4 protein-coding genes and 1 pseudogene are annotated in these 6,032 nt (G+C 61.5%); all 5 read left to right on the top strand.

The window, feature by feature from the left end:
* Window positions 1-2,731 (top strand): CBS domain-containing protein (locus VN419_RS13835; protein WP_414652938.1); only part of this gene is annotated, 2,731 nt, incomplete at its 5' end.
* A 28-nt stretch (window positions 2,732-2,759) separates the two neighbouring features.
* A complete protein-coding gene (locus VN419_RS13830) occupies window positions 2,760-3,545 on the top strand; it encodes an FAD/NAD-binding family oxidoreductase (RefSeq protein ID WP_325647800.1) in 786 nt (261 codons plus the stop codon).
* A gap of 190 nt (window positions 3,546-3,735) precedes the next feature.
* Window positions 3,736-5,163, top strand: a complete 1,428-nt coding sequence (locus tag VN419_RS13825; RefSeq protein WP_414652937.1) for a sodium:proton antiporter — start codon at window positions 3,736-3,738, stop codon at window positions 5,161-5,163.
* A 131-nt stretch (window positions 5,164-5,294) separates the two neighbouring features.
* A complete protein-coding gene (locus VN419_RS13820; protein ID WP_325647799.1) occupies window positions 5,295-5,780 on the top strand; it encodes an HIT domain-containing protein in 486 nt (161 codons plus the stop codon).
* 33 nt (window positions 5,781-5,813) lie between these two features.
* A pseudogene (locus VN419_RS13815) lies at window positions 5,814-6,032 on the top strand (DUF1049 domain-containing protein); the annotation flags it as partial.

The raw sequence follows: 6,032 nt of genomic DNA, 5'->3' as shown, positions 1-6,032 counted from the left end.
CGCCCCACAGGAAACAAGAAATGAACGCCCCCGTCCGTCCGCGCCCAAAACAGTCATCACCGCCCACGCCAACGCCGATTTCGACGCGCTGGCGGCCATGATCGCAGCCAGCCGCCTGTACCCGGACGCGGTGCTCATCTTTCCCGGCAGCCAGGAAAAGAACCTCCGCAACTTCTACATACAGAGCACCACGTACCTGTTTAATTTCAAGTCCTTCAAGGATATCGACCCCTCGGACGTGGAGCTGCTGGTCATCGTGGACACCAGGCAGAAGTCCCGCGTGGCCCATGTGCAGGCTTTGCTCGACAAGCCCGGCATCCGTATCCACGTGTTCGACCACCACCCGGACACCGAGGAGGACGTGACGCCGGAATATTCCTGCGTCAAGACCTGGGGTTCCACCACCACCATTATCATCCACGAGCTCATGGGCCGCGAGATAACGCCGACCATCGAGGAGGCCACAGTGCTGGGCCTCGGCATCTTCGAGGACACGGGCTCCTTCACCTTCAACTCCACCACGCCGGAGGACTTCACCGCCGCGGCTTGGCTGCGCGCCAACGGCATGGACCTGGGCGTCATCTCCGATCTGCTGGCGCGCGACCTGTCCTCGGAACAGATCCGCGTGCTTTCGGAACTCATCGACTCGGCCAAGACCCATGACTTTCACGGCATCGAGGTGACCATCGCCGAGGTGAGCACGGAAGAGTTCATCAGTGATTTCGCCTACCTTGTGCATAAATTCATCGACATGGAAAACGTGCGCGTGATGTTCGCCCTGGGCCGCATGGGCGACCGCATCCACATAGTGGCCCGCTCCCGCGCAAGCGACGTCAACGTGGGCTTCATCTGCTCCTTCTTCGGTGGCGGCGGGCACGGCTATGCGGCCTCGGCCACGGTGAAGGACAAGACCTTGAGCGAGGTGCGCGACGAGCTTCTCGCCCTGCTCTACTCGCACATCAATCCGCAGATCACGGCCGCGAGCCTCATGTCCAAGCCGCCCAAGGTCATCGAGTCCGACCGCTCCATGGCCGAGGCGGACGAACTGATGACGCGTTTCGGCCTCAAGGCCGTGGCTGTTGTAGCGCCGGGAACCATGCGCTGCGTGGGCCTTTTGGACCACCGCACGGCGGACAAGGGCGTGGCCCACGGCCTGCGCAATGTGGCCCTGGACGAGTACATGCTCACGGAATTCTCCACCGTCGCCCCAGATGCCACGCTGCATCAGGTCATGGAGATCGTCATCGGCAAACGCCAGCGTTTTCTGCCTGTTGTGGACGCAGGCCAGACCATCGGCGTCATCACCCGTACGGATCTGGTGAACCTGCTGGTGGAGGAATCGGCCCGCATCCCGGAGACTCTGATGCCGGACCCCAAGCGCGACCGGAACATCCGTTCGGTGATGCGCACGCGCCTGCCCGGCTCCATCCTGGCGCTTCTTGAGCAGGCCGGACTGCTGGCCAGGGAGTTGGGCTACAAGATCTACGCGGTGGGCGGCTTCGTGCGCGATATCCTCCTGGCCAGGCCGAACCTGGACATCGACCTCGTGGTCGAGGGCGACGGCATCCGCTTCGCCCACGAACTGGCCAAGGCCCGGCAGGGGCGCGTGAAGGAACACCTGAAATTCAAGACCGCCGTCGTGGTCTTCCCGGACGGCCAGCGCATCGACGTTGCCACGGCCCGGCTGGAGTATTACGAGTATCCCACCGCCCTGCCCACGGTGGAACTTTCCTCCATCAAAATGGACCTGTACCGGCGTGACTTCACGGTGAACGCCCTGGCCCTGAACCTCTCTCCCGGCCATTTCGGGCAGCTCATGGACTTCTTCGGCGCCCAGCGCGACATCAAGGAAAAGACCATTCGCGTGCTGCACTCCTTGAGCTTCGTGGAAGATCCCACGCGTATCCTGCGCGCTGTCCGCTTCGAGCAGCGCTTCAGCTTCCGCATCGACGGCCAGACCCTCCGGCTCATCAAGAATGCCGTGCAGCTGAATTTGTTCACTAAGCTCTCCGGCACGCGGTTGACCCACGAAATGCAGCTCATCCTGAATGAGGAGAACGTGCTGGAGTGCCTGAACCGCATGCAGGAGCTCAAGCTCCTCGCGGCCATCCATCCTCAGTTGAACTTGGACGGCGATCGCTTGCGGGTGCTCATGGAGCTGCGCAAGGTGCATGACTGGTACGCCCTGCTCTATCTTGAACCGGCCTTGAACACCTGGCGTTTGTACATGCTGGGGCTGACAATGGGCACCGAGCGCGAGGAACTGGAGCACATCTGCAAACGCCTGCGCTTTTCCGAGCGCGAACTGCGCGAATTTCTCACCCTGCGCGACCACCTGGGTGAGGCCTTGGCCCGTCTCATGACCTGGCAGGAGGCGCAGTCGAACATGAGTGAAATCTATTTCATCCTCGACACGCTGCCGGTGGAAGGCGTGCTCTTCCTCATGGCGCGCAGCAGGCGAGAGGTTATGCGCAAGAACATCTCGCAATATCTTACGCGCTTGCGCAGCCAGGAGTTGCTCATGGACGGAGCAGACCTGAAGACACTTGGACTCCAAACCGGTCCTGGCTTCGCAACCATTCTGCGCAAAGTGCGCGCGGCCGCCATAGACGGCAAGGCGGTTACCCGCGAACGTCAACTGGAGCTTGCCAAAACCCTTTTGGAGAAGCTACGCCAGGATGGACTGGACCAGCCGCAGCACTCGCGGCGCAGCGGCAAATCGGGACACTAGCCCAGAGCAAGGCGTACAGGAGGAAGCCATGACGGAGACCAAGAGCGGGCTTACGGTCCTCAAGGTGGACAAGGAGAACCACGATACAACGTCCATCTATTTCGCCGGGCCGGACATGGAGCGCTTCAAGAATCGCGAGGCCGGACAGTTCGCTTCTATCCGGGTGTTTCGCGACGGCCAATGGAGCGAACCGCATCCCTTCACCCTTTCCTGCGCGCCTGAAGACGACGCCCTACGCATGACCATCAAGCGGTCTGGCGAATTCACCAGCGCCATCCCGGAGATCGTGCCCGGCACGCCCATCCAGTGCGCCGGGCCTTTTGGCCAGTTTTGCCGCGGCATCGACGCCGACAAGGAGATCGTCATGATCGCCGGCGGGGTGGGCATCACTCCGTTTTTGTCCGTGCTGCGCCACTTTGTGGATATCGGTGCGGACAACGATGTGGTGCTTTTCTGGGCCAACAAGACCCAGGCCGATGCCTTTGCCGCCGCCGAACTGGAGGAGTTGACCCGTACCCTGAAACTGCACGTGGTGCATGCCCTGAGCCGCACGCCAGAAGCGGAACGCAAGACCGCGCCGGTGTTCACCGACAGCCGGCCGGGACGCATCAGCCATGAGTACGGCAGGCTGAGCCATGAGATGTTTCAGCGGCACCTCCGCACACGGCAAGCCGCTTTCTACTTGTGCGGCCCCCCGCCCATGCAGCAGGCCGTGCTGGACGAGCTCGGCAAGTGCGGCATCGATCCGGCCGCAGTGCGCAAGGAGGCCTTCGTTTTCGCCTCGCCCCCCAAACCCACTGGCAGCAAAGAATGAGCATGGCGTGCTGAACCGCCATAATCCGCATGCGCGTGGAACGAAACATCCAGGTGGCCCTTTGCCTGGCGTGTTTTTCGGTGCGCCCAGCCTTCCTTGCGCCGAAGCGGATCTTTGGACACACCGCCTTGGCGTGAACAATCGTGAGCCGAAGCTTGAGCCCCTGAGAAGCATCTGGAGGATCATGAACATGCGCAGTCACACATTGATGATCATCTTCGCTGCCGCGAGCTTGCTGTGCCTTGACGCTGCTCCGGCCCTGGCCTCCGGCGGGCAGGCGATGCTTGATGGCTCTGCGTTGTCACTCTGGTGGGCCATGCCCTTCGCCTGCATGCTGCTGTCCATCGCCATCCTGCCGCTCACCCTGCCCGTGATCTGGGCTGAGCACTTTGGCAAGATCGCTCTGTTTTGGGCCCTGACTTTCATCGTCCCCTGCGCGGTCCTGTTCGGGCCCGGGCTGGCCTTTACCGAACTGGCGCACACGCTGGTGCTGGAGTACTTGCCGTTCCTGATCCTGCTCTTCGCCCTGTTCACCATCTCCGGCGGAGTGCGGCTCACGGGCAGCCTGAGCGGCAAGCCGGCCTCGAACACCGTGATCCTGGCCATCGGTACGCTGCTTTCAAGCGTCATGGGCACCACGGGCGCGTCCATGCTGCTCATCCGCCCGCTGCTGCGCGCCAATGAGCACCGCGAGCACAAAGTGCACACCGTGGTCTTCTTCATCTTCCTGGTGTCCAACATAGGCGGTTCGCTCACCCCCCTGGGCGACCCGCCGTTGTTCTTGGGCTTCCTTAAGGGCGTGAGCTTTTTCTGGACCACAACGCACCTGTTCAGCGAAATGCTCTTCGCCTCCGGAACCTTGCTGGTGCTATACTACCTGCTTGATCTGCGCATGATGCGCAAGGAGACTCCCCGGGGTCCTCTCAAAGGGCGTCGTCATGCTTTGCGCCTGGAGGGCGGCGTGAACATGCTGCTGCTGCTGGGCGTCGTCGGCGCCGTGCTGTTGAGCGGCATCTGGAAGCCGGAGATTGAGTTCCCGGCCGGGCCGGTGATCATCGCTCTTCAGGATTTGACCCGCGACGGCCTGCTTTTGGCCCTGGCCGGGCTCTCGCTGCTGCTCACCGCCAAAGAAACCAGGGAGCAGAACAGCTTCAGCTGGGAACCCATCGAGGAGGTGGCCAAGCTCTTCTTCGGCATCTTCGTCACCATGATCCCGGCGATCACCATGCTCAAGGCCGGGCCCAGCGGCGCCATGCGCGAGGTCATAGCCCTGGTGAGTCATGATGGCGTTGCGGTGAACCACATGTACTTCTGGCTTTCGGGGATTCTTTCGAGCTTCCTGGACAACGCGCCCACCTATCTGGTGTTCTTCAACACTGCGGGCGGCGATGCCGCGCAGCTCATGGCCGAGGCCCCCCTGACCCTGGCCGCCATCTCCTGCGGCTCGGTGTTCATGGGCGCCAATTCCTACATCGGCAACGCGCCGAATTTCATGGTGCGCAGCATCGCGGAATCGCAGGGCGTGAAGATGCCAAGCTTCTTCGGCTACATGGCGTGGTCGGTGGGCATCCTGATTCCCTTGTTCCTGCTCGTGACGGTCATCTTTTTCCGAGCCTAAGCCGCAGGGCGCTGTGGTGGGACAAACCCTTGCCCTGGGCGGGACCACGGGGTAAGATGCCGCTGGCGGGCATGTTCGCCGCCACCAGCCGCTGCGAAACCGTTAAAGACGCAGTAAAGAAGAGGACATGCATGAACGTATTATGGGCCCCCTGGCGCATGGAATATATCCTTGGACCCAAGCCGGACGAATGCGTGTTCTGCGTGCCCGACCACTCGGGCGAAGACGCCGAACGCTTCATCCTGCACCGCGGGCGGCACAGCTACGTCATTATGAACCGATATCCGTACAACAACGCGCACCTGATGGTGACGCCCTATCGTCATGTGAACTGCCTTACCGCCCTGGCGCCGGAGGAGGCGCATGAGTGCATGGACCTCTTGCAGCACTGCGTGAAGATTCTGCAAGATGTATTCAAGCCGCACGGTATTAACGCTGGCCTGAACCTGGGCGAGGCGGCTGGATCGGGCATCGCAGCGCACATCCACTTCCAGATCGTGCCGCGCTGGAACGGCGACAGCTCCTTCATGGCCGTGTTCAGCGAAACACGCGTTATTCCGGAACATTTGCGCTCGACATACGAGCACCTCAAGCCCCATTTCGACGCCCTTGGCTAATGCCAGGGCAAGAATGCATCAAGGAGTACTCTCATGCGCTACGTAAAGTTTCTGGTTCTGCTGCTTGTGTTCGTCGTGTCCATGCTGTTCTTCGTGCAGAACAACCAGTCTTTGTCCTCGGCCGTAGTGCTGGAGTTCAACGTTCTCGCAGTACACCTGTACTCGCTGCCCCTGCCGGTCTATTTCCTGGTGCTGTCCGGATTCTTCCTGGGTGCGCTGTTCTGTCTGGCCTTCCTGCTCATCGACCGCATC

Source organism: Humidesulfovibrio sp., assembly GCF_035560995.1.
In the GTDB taxonomy this organism is placed as follows: domain Bacteria; phylum Desulfobacterota; class Desulfovibrionia; order Desulfovibrionales; family Desulfovibrionaceae; genus Humidesulfovibrio.
The sequence above is the reverse complement of the archived record's forward strand: the minus strand, read 5'-3'. Positions and strand labels throughout refer to the sequence as shown.